The sequence below is a fragment of the Blastococcus sp. SYSU DS0616 genome, assembly GCF_054051015.1.
In genome coordinates, this window is record NZ_JBJHAJ010000003.1 from 176,179 (window position 1) to 191,569 (window position 15,391).

General features: G+C 74.3%; 14 protein-coding genes and 1 tRNA gene. 11 read left to right on the forward strand and 4 right to left on the reverse strand.

Annotated elements, in window-relative coordinates:
• Positions 1 to 18: 18 nt before the first annotated feature.
• Positions 19 to 1,128, reverse strand: coding sequence for an NAD(P)-binding domain-containing protein (locus tag ACI79K_RS03565; RefSeq protein WP_456598993.1), 1,110 nt, complete (start codon positions 1,126 to 1,128; stop codon positions 19 to 21).
• 141 nt (positions 1,129 to 1,269) lie between these two features.
• Here ACI79K_RS03565 and ACI79K_RS03570 point away from each other — a divergent pair, with 141 nt between their 5' ends.
• The 6 genes from ACI79K_RS03570 to ACI79K_RS03595 all read left to right on the forward strand — a co-directional run bounded on the left by ACI79K_RS03570 (position 1,270) and on the right by ACI79K_RS03595 (position 7,931).
• Entirely contained in the window at positions 1,270 to 2,574 is a 1,305-nt protein-coding gene (locus ACI79K_RS03570) for a hypothetical protein (protein WP_456598994.1), read from the forward strand.
• Positions 2,575 to 2,908: 334 nt separating this feature from the next.
• On the forward strand, positions 2,909 to 3,703 hold the full coding sequence (locus ACI79K_RS03575; RefSeq protein WP_456587524.1) for an ABC transporter ATP-binding protein: 795 nt from the start codon (positions 2,909 to 2,911) through the stop codon (positions 3,701 to 3,703).
• Positions 3,700 to 4,569, forward strand: coding sequence for an ABC transporter ATP-binding protein (locus ACI79K_RS03580; RefSeq protein WP_456587566.1), 870 nt, complete (start codon positions 3,700 to 3,702; stop codon positions 4,567 to 4,569). Before ACI79K_RS03575 ends, ACI79K_RS03580 begins: the two co-directional genes overlap by 4 nt.
• Positions 4,566 to 5,456, forward strand: coding sequence for a branched-chain amino acid ABC transporter permease (locus tag ACI79K_RS03585; protein WP_456587525.1), 891 nt, complete (start codon positions 4,566 to 4,568; stop codon positions 5,454 to 5,456). The genes ACI79K_RS03580 and ACI79K_RS03585 overlap by 4 nt, the downstream gene beginning before the upstream one ends.
• Positions 5,449 to 6,687: a branched-chain amino acid ABC transporter permease gene (locus ACI79K_RS03590; protein ID WP_456598995.1), complete on the forward strand. Its 1,239-nt coding sequence runs from the start codon at positions 5,449 to 5,451 to the stop codon at positions 6,685 to 6,687. Before ACI79K_RS03585 ends, ACI79K_RS03590 begins: the two co-directional genes overlap by 8 nt.
• Positions 6,684 to 7,931: an ABC transporter substrate-binding protein gene (locus ACI79K_RS03595; protein WP_456587527.1), complete on the forward strand. Its 1,248-nt coding sequence runs from the start codon at positions 6,684 to 6,686 to the stop codon at positions 7,929 to 7,931. The genes ACI79K_RS03590 and ACI79K_RS03595 overlap by 4 nt, the downstream gene beginning before the upstream one ends.
• Before the next feature lie 54 nt (positions 7,932 to 7,985).
• On the opposite strand, the gene ACI79K_RS03600 is transcribed toward ACI79K_RS03595, so the two are convergent.
• Positions 7,986 to 9,143 carry an MFS transporter gene (locus tag ACI79K_RS03600; RefSeq protein WP_456587528.1) on the reverse strand — a complete coding sequence of 386 codons (1,158 nt, stop codon included), beginning with the start codon at positions 9,141 to 9,143 and terminating at the stop codon, positions 7,986 to 7,988.
• A gap of 159 nt (positions 9,144 to 9,302) precedes the next feature.
• Here ACI79K_RS03600 and ACI79K_RS03605 point away from each other — a divergent pair, with 159 nt between their 5' ends.
• Positions 9,303 to 11,453 (forward strand): acyltransferase family protein, encoded by a 2,151-nt coding sequence (locus tag ACI79K_RS03605; protein WP_456598996.1) that lies wholly within the window; start codon positions 9,303 to 9,305, stop codon positions 11,451 to 11,453.
• 140 nt (positions 11,454 to 11,593) lie between these two features.
• On the opposite strand, the gene ACI79K_RS03610 is transcribed toward ACI79K_RS03605, so the two are convergent.
• Positions 11,594 to 11,666, reverse strand: a tRNA-Lys gene (locus ACI79K_RS03610).
• 184 nt (positions 11,667 to 11,850) lie between these two features.
• Between ACI79K_RS03610 and ACI79K_RS03615 the strand changes: the two genes are divergently transcribed.
• From ACI79K_RS03615 to ACI79K_RS03630, 4 genes are all read left to right on the forward strand, one after another.
• Positions 11,851 to 13,023, forward strand: a complete 1,173-nt coding sequence (locus tag ACI79K_RS03615; protein WP_456598997.1) for a L,D-transpeptidase — start codon at positions 11,851 to 11,853, stop codon at positions 13,021 to 13,023.
• 66 nt (positions 13,024 to 13,089) lie between these two features.
• The gene (locus tag ACI79K_RS03620; protein WP_456587531.1) at positions 13,090 to 13,491 is read left to right on the forward strand and encodes a hypothetical protein; all 402 of its coding nucleotides are present in this window, start codon (positions 13,090 to 13,092) and stop codon (positions 13,489 to 13,491) included.
• A gap of 69 nt (positions 13,492 to 13,560) precedes the next feature.
• Positions 13,561 to 14,634, forward strand: a complete 1,074-nt coding sequence (locus ACI79K_RS03625; protein WP_456598998.1) for an exo-alpha-sialidase — start codon at positions 13,561 to 13,563, stop codon at positions 14,632 to 14,634.
• A gap of 11 nt (positions 14,635 to 14,645) precedes the next feature.
• On the forward strand, positions 14,646 to 14,942 hold the full coding sequence (locus ACI79K_RS03630; RefSeq protein WP_456598999.1) for a ubiquitin-like small modifier protein 1: 297 nt from the start codon (positions 14,646 to 14,648) through the stop codon (positions 14,940 to 14,942).
• Positions 14,943 to 14,996: 54 nt separating this feature from the next.
• Here ACI79K_RS03630 and ACI79K_RS03635 read toward each other — a convergent pair whose 3' ends face one another.
• Positions 14,997 to 15,239, reverse strand: coding sequence for a hypothetical protein (locus ACI79K_RS03635; protein WP_456587534.1), 243 nt, complete (start codon positions 15,237 to 15,239; stop codon positions 14,997 to 14,999).
• Positions 15,240 to 15,391: the final 152 nt, after the last annotated feature.

Consider the following 15,391-nt stretch of genomic DNA (forward strand, 5'->3'; position numbering starts at 1 on the left):
GAACGGTCCCCGAGCTGGTCAGGCCGAGCGGGACAGGGTGCTCCCGGGGCGCAGCTCGCGGCGCAGGGCCCGGGCGGCGGCCTGGCCCGCGCGGTTCGCGCCGATCGTGCTCGCCGAGGGGCCGTAGCCGACCAGGTGCACCCGCGGCTCGCCGACGACCTGGGTGCCGTCCAGCCGGAAGCCCTCTCCGGGGCCACGGAGCTGCAGGGGCGCCAGGTGCCCGACGGCCGCGCGGAAACCGGTGGCCCACAGGATGACGTCGGCGCGGACCAGCCGGCCCGGTCGCCCGTCGACCGGGTCCCAGGCCACCCCTTCGGGGGTGATCCGGTCGAACACCGGCAGCCGGTCGAGCACGCCCCGCTCCAGCCCGTCGCGGATGTAGGGGGTGGAGGTCACCAGCCCGGTGAGGCCGACCACGCTCCCGGGGCGGCGTCCCTCGCGCACCGCCTCCTCGACCTTCGCGACCACTTCGCGGCCCAGGTCCTCGTCGAACGGCCCCTCGCGCCACACGGGCGGGCGGCGGGTGACCCAGGTCGTGGAGGTGACCCGGGAGATCTCGACCAGCAGCTGGGTGGCCGAGGCGCCGCCGCCGACCACCACGACGTGCTGCCCGCGGAACTCCTCGGGGCTGCGGTAGTCGACGGTGTGCAGCTGACGCCCTCGGAAGGTCTCCTGCCCCGGGTAACGGGGGACGAACGGCCGGGTCCAGGTGCCGGTGGCGTTGACGACGGCGCGCGCGGTCCAGGTGCCCCGGTCGGTCTCCACGGAGAAACGGCCGTCGTCGCGCCGGCGGACGGCGGTCACGCGCACCGGCCGCACCACGGGCAGGTCGAACCGGCGCTCGTACTCCGCGAAGTAGGCGGGCACCGACTCGACGGCGGGAGTGCGCTCGTCCACCGGGCGGAACGGCAGACCGGGCAGGTCGTGCACCCGGTGCGTCGTGCCCAGGGTGAGCGACGGCCAGCGGTGCCGCCAGGCGCCGCCGGGGCCCGGCTCGCCGTCGAGCACCACGAACCCGGTGCGCCGCTCGAAGCCCTGGCGGGCCAGCGCCCAGGCGGTGGAGAGCCCGGCCTGCCCCGCGCCGATCACGACGACGTCGACGTCGCCCCGGAGGTGGGCAGTGGTCACACGCATGGCAACCGGCCGCCCTCGCTGCTGCTTCCCGCCCCCGGCACACCGGCCAACGGCACCCGCCGGTATCCGTTCCGCGTAAACCGACCGGCCGGTATGGTGCGCCTGCTCACACCCACCCACGACGGGAGAGTGCACATGCCCACGCCCGTGGCAGGCGACCGTTCCTCCGGTGCACCGGCCGGTGATCCGGAGCCGTGGTTCGTCTCCGTCGAGGTCCAGGTGCGGCCGTCGGCCGCCCGGCCGGAGTTCGCGGCCGGGGAGCGGTTGGACGCGGCGGGCGTGGCCCTGCTCGAGCGGGCGCGGTTCCGGGGCCTGCGGACGGCGGTGCTGACGGCGGACCGGTGCTCCTACGGGGAGGAGCTCGACTGGCTGGTGGACCGCTGGATCGACTGCGACACCGGTGACGCAGTTGCGGTCGCGGCCGCGGTGCGCTCGCTGCCCGGAGAGGCCGCCGTCGTCACCGGCTCGGCGCCCGGCGCCGTCCTGCCGGCGGCCGTCGCCGCCCGTGCGCTGGGGCTGCGGGGTCCGGACCCCGCGTCGCCCGTGGTGACCGGTGACGCGGTGGCCCTGCGCGCGGCCCTCGCCGCGGCGGGCGTCGCCGACGGGCGGTGGGCGGAGGTCCGCACCGGCGACCCGGAGCTCACGTCACCGGTGGGATACCCGTGCACGGTGGAGCCGGTGGACGGCGCCGGTGCGCGGCTCGGTCCGGTGCAGGACGACGGCGAGCTGCGGGTGCTCGCCGCTCGCGCCTGCTGCCGGCGCGGTGGGCGGTCGGCGCCCCGGCTGGTGATCGGTGAGCACGTGGCGGGGGACCGGTACGCCGCCGACGGGCACGTGGACCGCGGCGTCCCGACCGTGCACGCGTGGAGCGAGGTGCTCACCACGCCCCCGCCGCACTCCGCCGGCCTGCTGCTCACCGCGACCGCGCAGCCGCCGACGGCGGAGGCCGCCGGCTTCGTCGGCGCCGTGCTCGCCGCGGCCGGTTACGACCTCGGCCCCTTCCACCTGGAGTTCGTGCTGGGCCCGGCGGGGCCGCGGCTGGCCGGCCTGGTCCCGCGGCTCGCCGACGCGGGGGCCCACGCCTGCGTGGACCAGGTGAGCGGGATCGACGCCGCGGACCTCGTGGTCGCCGGCCTGCTCGGCCGGCCCGGGCCGGGGCGCCGGCGGGCGGTCGCGGCCAGCACCCAGTTCTTCCTCGGCTCGCACGCCACCGGGCGGGTGCGGGCGGTGTCCGGCCTGCGGGACGTCGGCTGCATCCCGGGGCTCGTCGTCGCGGAGGTGTTCGCCGACGTGGGTGGCGCGGCGGAGCCCGCGACCTGCGGCCAGGCGCACCTCGGCCACGTCGTGACCGTCGGGGACACCCCCGAGCAGTCCCGCCGCCGGGCGGCGGCCGCGCTGGACGCGATCCGCGTGGAGATCGAGGAGCTGCAGCCGGTCTAGCCGGGCCCTCCGCATCGACCGCCCCCGCCCGGCCGGTCGGCGGGCTCCGGCGGCGGGCTCCGGCTTTCCGGACGGCGCCGTACGGAGCGTGCTGTGGATCAGGGGCACGGATGCCTGGGTGGAGCCCGGCAACACGTGATCAATCCGTGACCTTTGTGGCGCCCGTCACAGACCATTGCCTGCCTAGAGTCCCGGCCTGTGTGCCAGATCACTTCTCCGCGCCTGACCTCCTGCGGTCGCGCTCCCGAACAGGCGGCCCGGTGACGGCCACCCGCCCGCCGCTCGGCCGCCCCCGCCCGATCCCGCCCGGCCGGGCCACGGCAGGGAGCCGCCCGTGCTGAGCATCGACGCCCTGCACGTCACCTACGGCGGAGCCGTCCAGGCCGTGCGGGGGGTCTCCATGGAGGTCCCCGACGGCAGGGTCGTCGCCGTCCTGGGCAGCAACGGCGCCGGGAAGACGACGTTGCTGCGGACCATCTCGGGCACGCTGCGGCTGCACCGCGGCCGGGTCGACTCCGGGTCGGTGACCTTCGACGGGACCGACCTCGTGTCGAAGGACCCGGCCCAGGCCGTCCGGCTCGGGCTCGTGCAGGTGCCCGAGGGGCGGCGCATCTTCGGCCGGCTGACGGTCGAGGAGAACCTGCGTGCCGGCGGCATGGGGAACCGGGACAAGGCGGCCAAGGCCCAGGCCCAGGACCGCGTCTACGACCTGTTCCCGGTGCTCAAGGAGCGCAGCTCCCAGCGGGGCGCGCTGCTCTCCGGCGGCGAGCAGCAGATGCTGGCCATCGGGCGCGCGTTGATGGCCAGCCCGAAGCTGCTCCTGCTCGACGAGCCGTCGCTCGGGCTGGCGCCGCGCATCATCGGCCAGATCGGCGAGGTCATCGGCGAGATCAACCGCCAGGGGACCTCCGTGCTGCTGGTCGAGCAGAACGCCACGATGGCGCTCGGGGTCGCCGATCTCGCCTACGTGCTCGACGTCGGTGAGGTCTCGCTCTCCGGTGACGCGCGGCAGCTCGCCCAGACCGACGAGGTGCAGCGGCTGTACCTCGGCCACGACGGGGGCGGCGACGGCGCGGCCCCGACCCGGCGCGTGAGCTCGGGCAAGAAGCTCTCCCGGTGGACGGCATGACCGCGGCGCCCGACGTCGGGTCGGGGACGCGGTCGGACATCCCGACGGTCGAGGTCGACGGCGTCAGCGTCCGCTTCGGGGCGATCAACGCCCTGTCGGACGTCTCGTTCACGGTCGCTCCCGGCACGATCCACGCGATCATCGGGCCCAACGGTGCGGGCAAGTCGACGATGTTCAACGTCCTGTCCGGCGTCTACCGGGCCAACGAGGGCCAGGTCCGGTTCGGTGAGCACCGGCTGGACCAGATGCGGCCGTACAAGATCGCCGGCATCGGGGTGGCCCGCGCGTTCCAGAACATCGCGCTGTCGGGCACCCAGTCGGTGGCGGAGAACCTCATGCTGGGCCGCCACCACCTGACCAAGGCCGGCTTCCTCTCGGCCGGCCTGCGGCTCCCGCGGGCCACGCGGGAGGGCAAGGTGCACGGCGCGCGCGTCGCCGAGATCGCCGAGTTCATGGATCTCGGCGAGAAGCTGCACACGCCCGTCGGGGTGCTCTCCTACGGCGACCAGAAGCGGGTGGAGGTGGCCCGGGCCCTGTGCACCGAGCCGCGGCTGCTGCTCCTGGACGAGCCGGTCGCCGGCATGAACGCCGAGGAGACCGACCGCATGGCGGAGGCGATCCTCGAGATCCGGTCGGCGCTGGGCATCTCCGTCGTCCTGGTCGAGCACGACATGGGGATGGTCATGTCCCTGGCCGACCGCGTCACCGTGCTCGACTTCGGCCGGCGCATCGCCGACGGCACACCGGCGCAGGTGCAGACCGACCCCGAGGTCATCCGTGCCTATCTCGGCTCCGGCGACGAGGAGAGCCCCTCGGAAGCCGCCGCCCACCACCACTCCTCCGACAACCCTGGGGCGACCTCGTGACCCAGTTCCTCTCCCTGCTCCTCAACGGGATCTCCCTGGGCGCCCTGTACGCCCTCATCGCCCTCGGCTTCGTGATCATCTTCAAGGCGAGCGAGGTCGTGAGCTTCACCCACGGGTCCCTGCTGCTGCTGGGCGCCTACTCCATCGCGCGGCTGTCGGACACGATCGGCTTCCTGCCGGCCGTGCTCGTGGGAATCCTGATCACGGCCGCGGCGGCGTTCGTCATCGAGCGCCTGATCATCAACCGGTTGCGCGGCGCCGCGGTGATCAGCCTGGCCATCGTGACGATCGGCGTCGACATCATCCTGCTCACCGAGCTCATCCGCCGGCTCGGCTCCGACATCCTCAACGTGCCGCACCCGTGGGGCGGGCAGTCGTTCCGGATCGGCGACGTCGGGCTCGCGCAGAACCGGCTGATCGCGTTCCTCGTGGCCGCCGTCCTCATCGCGCTCTTCTTCGTTGCGTTCAAGTACTCGAACTGGGGCATCGCGATGCGGGCCTCGGCGGAGGACGGCGAGACGGCGGCCCTGATGGGCATCCGGCAGGGTCGGGTCTCCGCGCTCGCCTGGGTGGTCGCCGGGGTGCTCGCCGCCGTCGCGGCGCTGTTCCTGGTCGGATCACCGACGCCGGGCGTCACCCCGACGGCCTACGCCGTCGCGCTGCGGGCCTTCCCGGCGGCGATCCTCGGCGGCCTGGACTCGACCGGCGGCGCCCTCGTCGGGGGCCTGCTGATCGGCATCGCCGAGGCGATGGCCGCGGGCTACCAGGACCAGCTGCTCTTCCTCGGCCGCGGGTTCAGCGCCGTCGTCCCCTTCATCGTGATGATCGCGGTCCTCATGTTCCGTCCGTCCGGCCTGTTCGGGACGAAGGAGCTGACCCGTGTCTGAGGCGACGATGACGGCGGCGACGGGGGCCCACCCGTCGGGGGCCGGCCCGGCGGAGCGGGCCGGTTCCGGCCGGTCCGGACTGCGGTCCTGGCTGCGCCCTCTGCTCCTGGTCGCCTTCCTGCTGGTGATGTTGGCGCTGCCGCTGTACGTCGAGGAGTTCTGGCTGCGCACCGGGTTCGCCGCCTTCGGCGCGATCGTGGGCGCGATCGGCCTGAACCTGCTCGTCGGCAACAGCGGCCAGCTCTCCCTCGCCCACGCCTTCTTCCTGGCGGTGGGGGCGGTCAGCTACGTCTACGTCTCGGGGGAGTCGGGCGGGCTCGGGGTGGCCGAGCTCGGCGGGCTCGGGCTCCCCCCGATCGTCGGGATGATCGTGGGCGTGCTCCTCGCGGGGCTCGCCGGGCTGATCTTCAGCCCGCTCGCGGCCCGGCTGCGCGGGATCTACCTCGGGGTCGCGTCGCTGGCGCTGGTGTTCATCGGCGTCCACGTGCTCAACAGCTGGACCGAGGTCACCGGCGGCTTCAACGGCCGGGCGGCACCGGACTTCTCGCTGTTCGGCTTCACCTTCGCCAACCGGGACCCGGAGCTGTACGTGCTCGGCGTGCCGTTCCGGGAGTCCGAGCGGCTGTGGTACCTGGGGCTCGTCCTGGCCCTCGGGGCCTACCTCTTCGCCCGCAACCTGCTGCGCAGCCGGCCGGGCCGGGCCCTGCAGACCCTGCGGGACAGCGAGGTCGCCGCGTCGGTGATGGGCGTCAACGTGCAGGGCTACAAGGCGCGGATCTTCCTGGTCAGCTCGATGTACGCCGGCCTCGCTGGGGTGATGTACGCGCTCTCCATCGGCAGCATCGCGCCGGAGTCCTTCGGCCTGGAGCTGTCCATCCTCTACCTCGCCATGATCGTGCTGGGCGGGCTCGGCTCGGTGAACGGAGCCGTGCTCGGGGCGATCTTCGTGAGCGCGCTGCCGCTGGTCTTCCAGCGGTACGCCGACCTGATCCCCTTCGTGGGCCGGGACGAGGGGCTGGCTGCCGGTGAGGCGGCCCGGTTCCTGTTCGGCGCGGCCATCGTCCTGGTGATCCTCTTCGAGCCCGCCGGCCTCGCCGGTATCGCCCGCCGCATCTCCGGCCGGGCCCGCCGCAGACCGGGCGGACGGATCACCCAGCACCCACCCGACACGCCCACCCGTTCCAGCGAGCCCACCCCCTCCGACCCACCAGCCCAAGGGAGCACCACGTGAGACTCAGCAAGCGTTCGACCGGCGCCACGATGCTGGCCGCCACCGTCGTCCTGGCCGCCACCGGCTGCAGCACCAAGGCGCCGGAGGCCTCGGGTGGCGGCGGCGGGGGAGGAGCGGCCGCCGGCGACGTCGCCACCGACGTCGGGATCGAGGGCGAGACGATCAACCTCGGTGTGCTCACCGACCTGACCGGTGTCTTCGCCGCGCTGGGCAACGACATCACCAACGCCAACTCCCTGTTCTGGGAGAACAACCAGGTCTGCGACACCTACGACGTCCAGCTCGACATCCAGGACACCGGGTACGTCCCGCAGCAGGGCGTCGCGCTCTACAGCGGGATGCAGGACAACATCCTGGCGATGCAGCAGACGATCGGGTCGCCGATCAACACCGCGCTGGCACCGGAGTACGAGTCGGACCAGATCGTGAACTTCCCCTCGGCCTGGTCGAAGACGCTGACCGAGATCCCGGGCACCGGCGTGGTGGGCGCCACCTACGACGTCGAGCTCGCCAACGGCTACGACTACCTGTTCCGCGAGGGCCTGCTGAACGAGGGCGACACGGTCGGCCACATCTACTTCGAGGGCGAGTACGGCGCCAACGGGCTCGAGGGCACCCGGGCCGTCGCCGAGGAGAAGGGCCTGGAGGTGATCGAGGCGCAGATCAAGGCGACCGACCAGGACATGAGCGCACAGATCACCCAGTTCCGGTCCGCCGGGGTCGACCTGATCGCGCTCACCGTGGCCCCGGGGCAGACGGCCTCGGTCGCGACGGTCGCCGCGGCGCAGGGGCTGGACGTCCCGATCCTGGGCAGCAACCCCGTCTTCGCGCCGGGACTGCTCCAGGGCCCGGCCGCCGAGTGGCTGAAGACCCACCTCTACGTGGCCTCGCCGGTGTCCTCCTTCGACGCCCACCCGGAGCTGCTCCAGCAGTACCAGGAGGCCTACCCCGACGCCGTGCCGAGCCTCGGTGTGGTCGTCGGCTTCGGCATGAGCGAGATCATGAAGCAGGTGCTCGACCAGGCCTGCGAGGACGGCGACCTCACCCGTGAGGGCGTGCTCAACGCGTTCAACGAGCTGGAGGAGGTCGACACCGGCGGCCTCGTCGTCCCGATCCGCGGCTTCGAGGTCGGCCAGTCCCCGAGCCTGCAGAGCTTCATCCTGCAGCCGGCCGACGTGCCGGGTGGCGCCACCGTCCTGGAGGAGGCCTTCGAGGGCGAGTTCGCGGCGGGTATCGCCGGCTGACCCTCGCACTCCCGGCGGCGCCCCCTCCCTCGCGGAGGGGGCGCCGTCGCGCGCTCACAGCCGTCGCGCTCGGGCCACCGGGAGGAGGCGGAGGGCGAGCAGCGCGGTGATCGCGGCCGCCACGGTCAGCGGCAGCACCGCCGACGTCGCCCGCGCGGCCACGGCCATGACGAACGGCGCGGCGAACCCGACGTAGGCGCAGGCCAGGAACAGCGACGTCAAGGCGCCGAGGCGGGCCGGTGGGGCCAGCCGCGCGGTCAGTGTCAGACCGGCGGCGAGGCACAGCCCACCACCCGCGCCCAGCAGCGGGGCGGCGGCGACCAGCCAGGGCAGCGCGCCCGTCCCGGCGAACGACGCGGCGCAGCCGAACCCGAGCGTGCCGAGCGCCGTGCCGACGACGGCCGTCCACCGCCCCAGCCGGCGTTGCAGCCCGGCGACGACCGTGCCGGCGCCCAGCGTCACGCCCGCCAGCACGCCGGTGACCGCGACGCCGCCGTAGGGCAGCTCCACCAGCAGCGGGACGGCGTTGATGACCGTGGAGGGGAACGCGTAGACGCAGACCGCTACCGGGGCCAGCACGGTCGCCACCAGGGCGCCGTCTCCCGGCCGGATCAGCGGCGCGGCCGGCGCCGAGCCGGATCCGGTGGGGCGAGCGTCGTGCAGCTCGACCGTCTCCGGCAGCCGGAGGGCGAACGCCAGGCCCACCGCGACGAGCACGGTGTGCAGGAGGTACGGCAGCACTGTCGGCGCCGGGGCGTACTGGCCGAGCAGCCCGCTGGTCAGCGGGCCCAGCGAGAACCCGGCGGTCATGGCGAAGGCGGCCCGCCGTCCGCCGGCTCCCTCACCCGAGGCGAGCGAGAGCTCGCCCACCCACGCGCTGCCGACGCTGAAGACGATGCCGCTGACGACGCCCTGGAGGAAGCGGGCGCCGAACAGCAGCGCCAGCGAGTCGCCCGCCGCGGCGAAGGCGAGCGACGCCAGCGCGGAGAGCACGATGCCGGGGATCGCGACCCGGCGGCGGCCCAGCCGGTCCGACAGCGGCCCGGCCAGCAGGAGGGCGGGAACGAGCCCGGCCGCGTAGCAGCCGAACAGCGCGGTGAGGACCTCGGCCGAGAGGCCGAGCCGCTCCTGGTAGACCAGCAGCAGCGGGGTGGGGACGTTCGTGCCCGCGGCCACGGCGAAGAGCGCGAAGACGGCGCGCTTCCAGATCACCGGGCGACCCTACGACCCGCTCGAGGCCCCGCCGTCCCACGTCCGGCTCGGGTACCGGTCGCTGTCTGCTGCCGCTACGCCGCCGGGACCCTGCCCAACCGGGGGAGTCGCGCAACGTGGTGACGCCAGGAACCCGGCGGCGCCAGTACGTTCGTGCCCATGACCGCGGGAGATCAGGCGGCAATCCGGACCACGCCGCGGCCGCCCGGCGGTCCGCTGCGCTTCCGTGCGGACATCCAGGGTCTGCGCGCCGTGGCGGTGGCGCTGGTCGTCGCCGACCACATCCTCGGCTGGCCCCACGGTGGCTTCGTCGGCGTCGACGTCTTCTTCGTCATCTCCGGGTACCTGATCACCGCGCTGCTCCTCCGCGAGCTCGCCTCGACGGGCACCGTCTCCTTCCGGGCCTTCTACCTCCGGCGCGCCAAGCGGATCCTGCCGGCGGCCATGGCCGTGCTGGCGGTGACCGTGGCCGTCGGGTACATCGTCTGGTTCCTGCCGCGGGCGAACCAGACCGCGCTCGACGCGTTGGCCGCGGCCTTCTTCGTCGAGAACTGGCACCTGGTGGCCGTCGGGGCCGACTACCTGCAGGCGCAGGGGCCGGTGTCGCCGGTGCAGCACTACTGGTCGCTGTCGATCGAGGAGCAGTTCTACGCGCTCTGGCCGCTGCTCCTGCTCGGTGGCTTCGCGCTGTTCGACCTCCGGCGCCGACCGGGGCGGCTGGTGTGGTTCCTCACCGCGGGGATCGCCCTCTCCCTGGCCTGGGCGGCCTACCGGACGAGCACCGCTCCCACGGCCGCCTACTTCGACACCCTCGCGCGTGCGTGCGAGTTGCTGGCCGGAGCGCTCGTCGCCGTCGTCGGCGGTCGGCTGGTTCTCGCCGACCGGTTCCGCGCGGCGCTGAGCCTGGGCGGGCTGGGAGTCATCCTCGGCTCCGCCGTGGTCATCTCGCCGTCGTCGCCGTTCCCCTTCCCGTGGGTGCTGGCGCCGGTGCTCGGCGCGGCGCTGGTGCTCCTGGCCGACCCGCCCCCGTCCGCGGCCACCGCCGTGCTGACCAACCCGGTGGCGCGACGGCTCGGGCAGTGGTCGTACTCGATCTACCTGTGGCACTTCCCGGTGGTGGTGTTCGGGGTCGGCGCCTTCGGGAGCTCCGTCGCGGTGCAGCTGGCCCTCGTGGCCCTCACGGTGCTCCTGTCGGCCGCCTCGTACCGGTGGATCGAGCAACCCGTGCTGGCCATCCGTCCCCGTCCCCGCTACGTCTCCGGCTGGGAGCGACGCCGCCGCGAGGGGGTCGGGCTCCCCGTCACCGTGGCCGCCGTGCTGCTCGTGGTGGGCGCAGCCCAGTTCCTGGTGCCCGGGTGGAGGGGGGTCGCCGACCCGGACAGCGGGGGCGCGGCACGATCCACCGGTGACGAGCGGCCGTCGGCGGCCGAGCTCGCGGACCAGGTGGAGGCCGCCCTGTCCGCCGAGTCCTGGCCGGCCGACCTGACGCCCTCCCTCGACGGGCTCGGGCCCGAGCACCAGCCGGTGGAGATGGGCACCACCGCTCCGGGGTGCCGCAACACGGTGGCCGCCGGAGATGACCCGCTGGTCTGCCGGCACGGGCCCGCGGATGCGCCCAGGACGGCGCTCCTGGTCGGCGATTCGGTCGCGATGAGCTGGGGGCCCACGGTCAACGGGGTCTTCGAGGGCGACGACTGGCAGGTGCTCGCGCTGGGTTACGCCTCCTGCCCGTTCGTCGACGTCGCCGTGGCGCCGCCGGCCGAGCCACCCGGTTTCCCGGAGGAGTGCGCGGCCGCGCGCGAGCGCACGCTGCGGTTCATCGAGGAGACGGCACCCGACGTGCTGGTCCTCTCGGCCGGCCAGGGGTACTTCGGCAACTTCGTCAGCGGGGCCGGCAGCGAGGGCGACAGCGGCGCCGCCATCGACGAGTGGCAGCGCGGCCTGGAGTCGACCCTCGAGGCGGTGGCGCCGTTCGTCGGCTCCGTCGTGGTCCTGGGCAACCCGCCGCTGGGCGCCGATCCCCGCGAGTGCGGGGGGCGCCTGAGCGGTCCCGAGGACTGCGTCAGGCCGATCAGCCGCGGCTTCCTGGACAAGACCGAGGCCGAGCGGGCCGCGGTCGACGCGCAGCAGGCGGCCGGCGCGGACGTGACCTACGTGGACACCCAGGAGATGTTCTGCGCGGACGGCCGCTGCCCCGCCTTCGCCGGCGACGTGCTGCTGCGCACGGACGAGACCCACCTGACGGCGGCAGCCGCGGACATGCTGGCCGCCGCCGTGCGGGAGCAGGTGCCGTCCGAGGTGCTGTCGTGATCGCGAGGCCGCCGGACGGGAGTGATAGCCCGAGATCGACAGGCAGGTGACCGACCGACGCATCGGAGTGAGTGCGTGGTGGATCAGCCACCACGCACGAAACCCCCTCCGACACGGGCACAGGTCGGAGAGGGTTGCGGTGCGCCATCAGGGACTCGAACCCCGAACCCGCTGATTAAGAGTCAGCTGCTCTGCCAATTGAGCTAATGGCGCGGTGCGCCCGGCCGGCGGGCACGAGAGAGAACGATACCAGCGCCGGGCGGTCGCCCGGTGGTGGGGGCAGGTGCTCTTCGCCACGCCCGTGTCCGACACCACGCTCCGCTGTCGTCCCGCCGTGGACACTGGAGGGGATTGCTCCCGTCCGGACCGGGTGGGAGGGCGAGAGGAGCCGGGACGGGTGCGACGGACAGCCACGATGATCGCCGCTGGGGCGCTGGTCGCCCTGGCCGGGTGCAGCGGGTCGGACGCCGGCGCTGCCGGTGAGCCGACCGCCGCGGCCGAGCCGGCGACGGTCGAGCTCGCGGTCGCCGACGGGGCCGTGGACCTCTCGCCCGTGGTCCCGCTCGAGATCTCGGTGAGCGGTGGCGAGCTCGCCGAGGTCGCCGTCACCGACGCGACCGGGGCACCCGTGCCGGGCGTCGTCGCCGAGGAGGAGGACGGCACCGCCGTCTGGGAGCCGGCGACGCCGCTGGCCTACGACACCGCCTACACGCTGACCGCGACGGCCACCAACGCCGACGAGGAACCGACGCGGGCGACGTCGACGTTCACCACCGTGGACCCGCAGGCGGTCGTGACGCCGGGGATCGGCCCGCTGGACGGCCAGACCGTCGGCGTCGGCATGCCGATCCGCGTGTACTTCTCCGAGCCGGTGACCGACAAGGCCGCCGTCGAGCGCAACCTGGTGGTCACGAGCACGACGCCCACCGACGGCGTGTGGAGCTGGTTCGGTGACAGCGAGGTGCACTTTCGCCCGTCCACCTACTGGCCCGAGAACATCGAGGTCACCCTCGACGCGAACCTGTACGGCGTCGACTTCGGCGACGGCGTCTGGGGGGAGAAGGACCGCAGCATCAGCTTCTCCATCGGCGAGCGGCACGTCTCGGTCGCCGACGCCGCGACGCACACGATGGAGGTCTACGACGGCGACCAGCTGGTGCAGACCTTCCCGATGAGCGCCGGGGGCCCGGGCTTCCCGAGCCGCAACGGGCCGCACGTGGTCACCGAGCTCAACCGGAACCGGGTCATGGACTCCAGCACGTACGGCACGCCGGTCGACAGCCCGGACGGCTACCGGACGCCCGTGGAGTACGCGGTCCGGCTCTCGGACAACGGGGAGTTCGTGCACGCGGCGCCCTGGTCGGTGGCCCAGCAGGGGCGGGAGAACGTCTCGCACGGGTGCATCAACCTCTCCACCGAGCGCGCCGCGTGGTTCTTCCACTTCTCCCAGCCCGGCGACGTCGTGGAGATCAGGAACTCGATCGGCCCCACGCTCTCGGCCGCCGACGGCGCCATCTACGACTGGGCCATCCCCTGGGAGGAGTGGCGGGCCGGTAGCGCGCTGAAGTAGCGGCCACCGCGTTTCCCCCACACCCGCCGGGGGCACGAGGACGGCGCGTCCGAGGAGGGGATCGTCGTGGAGCCGTGGCAGATCGTGGTGCTGGTCGTCGTCGTGCTGCTGGTGCTGGCGCTGGTGGCGTTCGCGTTCACCCGGCGGTCGCGGACCACCGGGGCGCGCAAGCGGGCGGAGCAGCGCGAGGAGGCCCGCGACCACCTGCGGGAGGCCGAGATCCGCGGCGCCCGCGCCGAGAAGGAGCAGGCGCTGGCCGAGGAGCAGGCGGCCCGCGCCCGCCGGGAGCTCGCCGAGGTGCAGGAGCGGGCCGCGCTCGCCGAGCAGGAGGCCCGGCAGCGGGCGGCCCGCGCCGACGAGGACCGGGCCGCCGCCGAGCAGCTGCGCGCGCAGGCGCAGCGCCTCTCGCCCGACGTCGTCTCCGACGGGCAGCAGCGACACCCCGAGGGCGGCGCCACGCGCCGCTGAGCGCCGGCCGCTCAGTTCCCGCCCCGTCGGCGGTCCATCCTCCGAGGACCGTCGAACCGGAGGGGCGCCATGACCGACCTGCTGGCCATCGGAACGCGCAAGGGGCTGTGGCTGGCCCGCAGTGACGACGACCGGCGGACGTGGAGCCTGGACGGGCCACACCTGCTGGCCCAGGAGGTGGCGGCGGTGTCCGTGGACATCCGCCGCCCGGCGCCGCGGCTGCTGGCGGGGGTCCAGTACGGCCACTGGGGCCCCACCGTCACCTGGTCGGACGACCTGGGGGGCAGCTGGCAGGAGACCGAGCACGGGGCCATCCGGTTCCCGGGCGACGCCGGCGCCGCGCTCGGCCGGGTGTGGCAGCTGCGGCCCGACTCCGCCGCCCGCCCCGACGTCGTCTGGGCCGGCTGCGAGCCGCATTCGTTGTGGCGCAGCGACGACGGCGGCTGCAGCTTCTCGCTGGTGCGCGGGCTGTGGGACCACCCGCACCGGCCCACCTGGGAACCCGGGGCGGGCGGCGGCGCGGTGCACACGGTCCTGCCGGACCCGGGAACCGACCGGGTGACCGTCGCCATGAGCACCGGCGGGGTGTACGTCAGCGACGACGGCGCGACCGGGTGGACGCCGCGCAACTGGGGGATCAGCGCGGTCTTCCTGCCCGAGCCACCCGAGTACGGCCAGTGCGTGCACAAGGTGGCGCTCGACGCCGGGAGCCCGGCGCGGATGTACGCGCAGAACCACTTCGGGGTGTTCCGCACCGACGACGGCGGCGGGTCGTGGACCTCCATCGCCGAGGGCCTGCCGGCCGACTTCGGCTTCCCGATCGCCGCCTCGCCCACCGTGCCCGGCACCGCCTGGGTCGTCCCGCTGGTGGCCGACGTGCAGCGCGTGCCGCCGGACGGCCGGCTGCGGGTGCACCGCACCCGGGACGCCGGCGCGAGCTGGACCGAGGTCGGCGCCGGGCTCCCCGAGGGCGCCTGGACCGCGGTGCTGCGCGACGCCTTCTGCACCGACGACCCGGGCGGCCTCTACCTGGGCACGCGCGACGGCTGCGTGTACGCCAGCAGCGACGAGGGGGACACCTTCTCCCTGGTGGCCGAGCACCTGCCCGACGTGCTCGTCGTGCGGGCGGCCCGGCTGCCGTGACGGGAGGCGGCGTGCGCGTGGAGGTGGTGCTGCCCGGGTCGCTGGCCGACCTCGCCGGGGGGACGCGGCACGTGACGGTCGATCCGGGTGGCGGTGCGGACGGCACCACGCTGCGGGCGGTGCTCGACGCGCTGGCGGCGCGTCACCCGGTGCTCGGCCGGCGGATCCGGGACGAGGCCGGGGCGCTGCGGCGGTTCGTCAACGTCTACGTCGACGGCGAGGACGTGCGCTGGCAGGGCGGCCTGGCGGCGGCGGTCGGCGACGGCGCGGTCGTGCAGGTGCTGCCGTCGGTCGCGGGCGGCTGTTGAAGGACCCCCTGCCCCCACCACTCGCAAGCTCGTGGCGGGACCCTGCAGGGGGCCTCAGAGGGCGGCGAGGGCGGCGCAGTTCGGGCAGAGCTGCGTTTCCTCGTACCCCTCGGGTGGCCAGGGCAGCTGCTCGTCGATGGAGACGTAGGCGCCGCAGAGGGCCTTGCGGCTCTGCCCGCTGACCCGGCCGATGGTCGCGTGCGCCGGGCCGATCTGCCGCGGGGTGAGCCCTTCGGCGCCGAAGGAGCCGACCATGACGACCGCGTGTGCCGTGCCGTACGCGTAGACGCTCGTCATGCGCCCAGAGTCCGAGCCCGCCGCCCGTTGCGCCACCACCGCCGGGCACGTGTCGGCCGCACGCGTCACACCGGTCCCATCCGTTCCGGATTCAGCGGCGCGGCCGGTCCGGCCGGCCCGCCGGAGGTGCGCGCGTGCCCCCGGACCGCCCG

Bases quoted from the DNA above. Each gene is read 5' to 3' on its own strand.
- ACI79K_RS03625 (WP_456598998.1), top strand. From the start codon at position 13,561: ATGACCGACCTGCTGGCCATCGGAACGCGCAAGGGGCTGTGGCTGGCC.
- ACI79K_RS03570 (WP_456598994.1), top strand. From the start codon at position 1,270: ATGCCCACGCCCGTGGCAGGCGACCGTTCCTCCGGTGCACCGGCCGGT.
- ACI79K_RS03605 (WP_456598996.1), top strand. From the start codon at position 9,303: ATGACCGCGGGAGATCAGGCGGCAATCCGGACCACGCCGCGGCCGCCC.
- ACI79K_RS03635 (WP_456587534.1), bottom strand. From the start codon at position 15,239: ATGACGAGCGTCTACGCGTACGGCACGGCACACGCGGTCGTCATGGTC.
- ACI79K_RS03580 (WP_456587566.1), top strand. From the start codon at position 3,700: ATGACCGCGGCGCCCGACGTCGGGTCGGGGACGCGGTCGGACATCCCG.